This is a genomic window from Streptomyces sp., assembly GCF_050698815.1.
Taxonomy (GTDB): domain Bacteria; phylum Actinomycetota; class Actinomycetes; order Streptomycetales; family Streptomycetaceae; genus Streptomyces.
Genome location: NZ_JBOHCV010000620.1, coordinates 1 through 4,101, shown reverse-complemented (window position 1 = coordinate 4,101; position 4,101 = coordinate 1). Strand labels below are relative to the sequence as shown.

The 4,101-nt window shown below is 73.0% G+C and carries 4 protein-coding genes; 1 reads left to right on the top strand and 3 read right to left on the bottom strand.

All coding sequences use genetic code 11. The annotated features are described in order from the left end of the window. Positions 1-69 precede the first annotated feature (69 nt). Both ACRDP3_RS22480 and ACRDP3_RS22475 read right to left on the bottom strand, forming a co-directional pair. The gene (locus ACRDP3_RS22480; protein WP_431518806.1) at positions 70-747 is read right to left on the bottom strand and encodes an RDD family protein; all 678 of its coding nucleotides are present in this window, start codon (positions 745-747) and stop codon (positions 70-72) included. A 90-nt stretch (positions 748-837) separates the two neighbouring features. Beyond that, positions 838-2,574 (bottom strand): RDD family protein, encoded by a 1,737-nt coding sequence (locus ACRDP3_RS22475; protein ID WP_431518805.1) that lies wholly within the window; start codon positions 2,572-2,574, stop codon positions 838-840. A gap of 267 nt (positions 2,575-2,841) precedes the next feature. On the opposite strand from ACRDP3_RS22475, the gene ACRDP3_RS22470 reads away from it, so the two are divergent. Further along, positions 2,842-3,336: an SsgA family sporulation/cell division regulator gene (locus ACRDP3_RS22470; protein WP_431518804.1), complete on the top strand. Its 495-nt coding sequence runs from the start codon at positions 2,842-2,844 to the stop codon at positions 3,334-3,336. A gap of 103 nt (positions 3,337-3,439) precedes the next feature. Here ACRDP3_RS22470 and ACRDP3_RS22465 read toward each other — a convergent pair. Further along, a partial coding sequence (locus ACRDP3_RS22465; RefSeq protein ID WP_431518803.1) for an FAD-linked oxidase C-terminal domain-containing protein occupies positions 3,440-4,101 on the bottom strand: 662 nt, incomplete at its 5' end.

The window sequence follows — 4,101 nt, the reverse complement described above, 5'->3', positions numbered from 1 at the left end:
GCCCGCACAGGCCCCAGCGCAGGCCGGACGGCGGCGGGTGGCCGAGCCCTCCCTGCGTCCCTGACGCGGTCAGTCGGCGGCGACGACCACGGTCTTGGCCGCCTTGTCGTGCAGACACTGCTGGAAGGGCTTGTCCCAGGTGCAGAACAGCACGTTCGCCAGCCAGAAGAGGAAGCCCACGCACGGCACCAGCGGCGGCAGTTGGTAGACCACCGCGCGGATCCAGCCCGGTGACCCCGCCGGCACCTCGCCGTTGGACAGCACGGCGACGCGGATCTTCATCAGCCGCTTGCCCACCGTCTGCCCGGAACGCGTCAGCATGAGGCCCTCGTAGATCAGGTAGACCAGCGTGTAGACGCCCTGCTCGAGGTAGGAGCGCCCGGTGTCGGCGGTGTCCCAGGCCCAATTGCCTTGTGAGAGCCCCAGGATGAGGCCGATGGGGATGCCGATGAGCAGCGCGTCGATGATCCGCGCCACCAGCCGCTTCCCACGGGACGCGAGCGGGGGCATGTCCGCGAGCGGGTCGGCGGCACCGCTCATGTCCCCGTACGGACCGCCGCCGTAGGGGCCGCCGCCGTAGGGGTCCGCGCCACCGCTGCCGGAGGCGCCGGGGGCCCCGGAGCCGCCGTAGGCGTCATAGGACGGCGGCGGCGACGGGGGCTGCTCCGGCGTCTGAGGCTCTTCTGCCGGCTGCTCCGGCTGGTCCCGTTTATGGAAAGGGTCGTGGTCGGGCTGATCCGAGCTCATGCGCCGAGTGGAACGCGGCACCGGCGCCCCCGCATCCGGCGTGCGTCATCAGGGTGACGCACGCCCGGTCCGGGAGTCGCTTCGCGGTGGCTACAAGCGCAGCTCTCCTGAATCCTTGGAGACGAAGGTGCGGGCCACCTTGTCGTGCCAGCACTGGCGCCAGGGCCGGTCGAAGACGCACCACAGGACGTTCACGACGCCGATCACGAGCACCGAGAGCACCCCGTGGACCAGCCAGCGGACCAGGGCGCCGCCGAAGCCCGGCGTCTCCTCCTGCTCCATGGTCAGCACCTTGATCCCGAACATCTTCTTGCCCAGGGTGCGGCCGAAGCGCTGGGTCGGCAGCACCTCGTAGAGCAGGCCGAAGAGGACGAGGGCACCGAGGACGAGAGCGAGATAGCCGCCGGTCGTGGCGTCGATCAGCCAGACCTGCTCGGTCTTGCCCGCCTGCAGGACGGCGTCCGTCTTCTGCTGGACGTGATCGACCGCCTTGCCGGCGAAGGGGTACGCGACGCCTACGGCCACGGCCGAGGTCAGGATGCCGTCGACGATCCGGGCGCCGAGCCGCTTGCCCAGTGCGGCCGGGCGGGCCTGCTGCTGGGAGGCGGCCTGCAGGAAGGGGTCCGAGCTCGGCGGCCGCCAAGGGGCCACGGGGTCGGGTCCGCCGCCCTGCTGTCCCTGTGGGCCGCCCATCCCGGGTGCGCCCGCGAGGTCTTGGACCTGCTGTGCCCAGGACGGCTGCCCGACCTGCCCGGCCTCGGGCGCGGGTGCCTGCGCCGCGTAGGCGCCGGGCTGCTGGTACGCGGGCGGCGACTGGCCCGGCGCCTGCTGCTGGGCCTGCTGCGACGGCTGCTGCAGCGGCGGCTGCTGCTGCTGCTGCTGCGCGGGCGGGCTCTGCGCGGCGGGCTGCTGGTACGCGGTCGGCGACTGGCTCGGCGCCTGCTGCTGGGCCTGCTGCTGGGGGAACTGCGCGGGCTGCTGCTGCCCGGGAACGACGGGCGGCGTCGGCGCGGGTGCGGGTGCAGGTGCCGCCTGCCCGCCGGCGGCGGGCCTGGGCAGGTCCGGGCGCCGCAGTCCCACCGTGTGATCGGGGGCCTGCGCGCCCCCGCCCTGGCGGAGCTCCCGCGCCGTGCTCCGGAGCCCGCCGGGGGGCACGGCGCGCATCTGGACGGTGCCCGTGTGGGGCGGCGGCTCCGCGGAGGCCCCCGGTGTCCCCCTGGAGCTGTCGGTCCGCTCCTCGTCGCCCGTACGCCCGCCCCAGCCACCACGGGGGTCTGCCGAAGGGGCGTCGGCGCCCCCGCCGCCGCCCGTTCCGCCGCCGCTCTCACCCTGGCCCCACGAGACGCGCTCCTCGCGCTCCCCGGCGAAGCCGCCCTGCCGGGAGACGTCGGCCTGCCATGCCGAGGCGGACTCGGGGCGCTGTCCGTGGAGGCGGCTCGGGTCGTCCCAGTCGAGGGAGCCGGTCGTCGCGACCTCGCCTCGCGGACGCAGCTCGGGAAGCGAGTCGCCACCGCGGGCGCCCGGAATCCGGGCGTCTCCTCCGGCACCCGCGGCCGCGTCCGCGTCCTCGTCGAGGAAGACCGGGCCGGTCTCCTCCACCGGCGCGGGCTCCGCCCGGGACGGCGGCGGGCCCGCCGAGATCGCCGAGGAGGCCGCGGCGGCCGACGGCGGCGAGGGCATCGCCTCGCCCGCCCGCGGCTCGGGGCGGCTGGTGCCCGGCACCCACGCGGAACCGTTCCAGTAGCGGATGTACCCGGGAATGGAGGGATCCGGATAGAAACCAGGGGCGGGGCTGCCGCTGGCTGATCCTGAGAGTGGCGAGCTCATAGCGTGTCCCGGTCCCGTATCTGTTCGACCGCCGATGACGGCATGTGGCGTACATCACTTCACAGTCCTGCGAAGTTCAACCGTGAAGCGTAGTGTCCACATCTACCAGACAGGGAAGACAACTTGCCCACCCCAGTTGTACCCGTACGCCCTTCAAGGAAAAGATTTCCGCGAGGACGCACAAAGAATCACCGCATGAGCCCTCTTCCGGTGCCCCGCCACCGGGCACTGCGCGAATGATCACGGGATCACGAAAGGGCACCGCGCATGGACATCGTCGTCGAACGTGACCTGGACGTCAGACTGATGCTCTCGCCGGAGCACAGCCTGCCCGTGCCTGCTCGCCTCACCTACCGGGCGAAGGATCCGTACGCCGCCCACATCGCCTTCCACATCGGCTCCGGCGCCCCCGTCGCCTGGACCTTCGCCCGCGAGCTGCTGATCGAAGGCGTCTCGCGGCCCTGCGGCGAGGGGGACGTGCGGGTGTGGCCGGTGAAGGTGCAGGGCCGCGACGTCATCTGCCTGGCGCTCTCCTCCCCGGACGGCGACGCACTGCTGGAGACGTCCGCGGCGGGCGTCTGCGCCTGGCTGGAGCGCACCCTGCGGGCGGTGCCGCAGGGGCGGGAATGCGAAGTACTGAGCCTGGACACGGCGTTGGCGGAGCTGCTGACCGGAGGTCCGGGCCACGACGTCCGCCTGCGCGACCCCGAGCCGTCCGACGAGTCCGGCGAGTCCAGCGACCCCGCCGGCTCAACGCCCTGACCCGGCTTTCACCCGAACCGATGAAACGTCACAGCACGGACGGCACTGACGCCAGGGTCGGCGCCCAGCAGCCGCGCGACGACTGACCCGGTGGCCGGCGGGCTCAGAAGAGTTTGCCCGGGTTCAGCAGGCCCAGGGGGTCGAAGAGGTTCTTGACGCCGCGCTGCATCTCCAGCCCCACCGCTCCCAGTTCGCGGGCCAGCCAGTCCTTCTTCAGCACGCCGACGCCGTGTTCGCCGGTGATGGTGCCGCCCAGTTCGAGGCCGAGCGCCATGATCGCGTCGAAGGACTCCCGCGCCCGGCGGGTCTCGTCCTCGTCGTCGGCGTCGAAGCAGACGGTGGGGTGGGTGTTGCCGTCGCCGGCGTGGACGCAGACGCTGACCGTCAGGCCGTACTTCTCGCCGATGGCCTCGGTGCCCTCCATCATGTCGGCCAGCCGGGAGCGCGGTACGCACACGTCGTCGATCATCGACGTCGGGGCGACCGCCTCCAGCGCGTAGTGCACGCTGCGCCGCGCCTGCAGCAGCAGTTCCGACTCGGCCTGGTTCTCGGCGGGCACGACCTGGCTCGCCCCCGCCGCCTCGCACAGCGCCCCGGCGGCCGCGAGATCGGCCGCCGGGTCGGCGGTGTCGAACCCGGCGAGCAGCAGCGCGCCCGTGGTCTCGGGGAGGCCCATCCGGGTCAGCGCGTTGACGGCGCGCAGCGTCGTGCGGTCCATGAGTTCCAGCAGCGACGGGGCCGGGAGCCGGTGGCCGCCGTCCATGA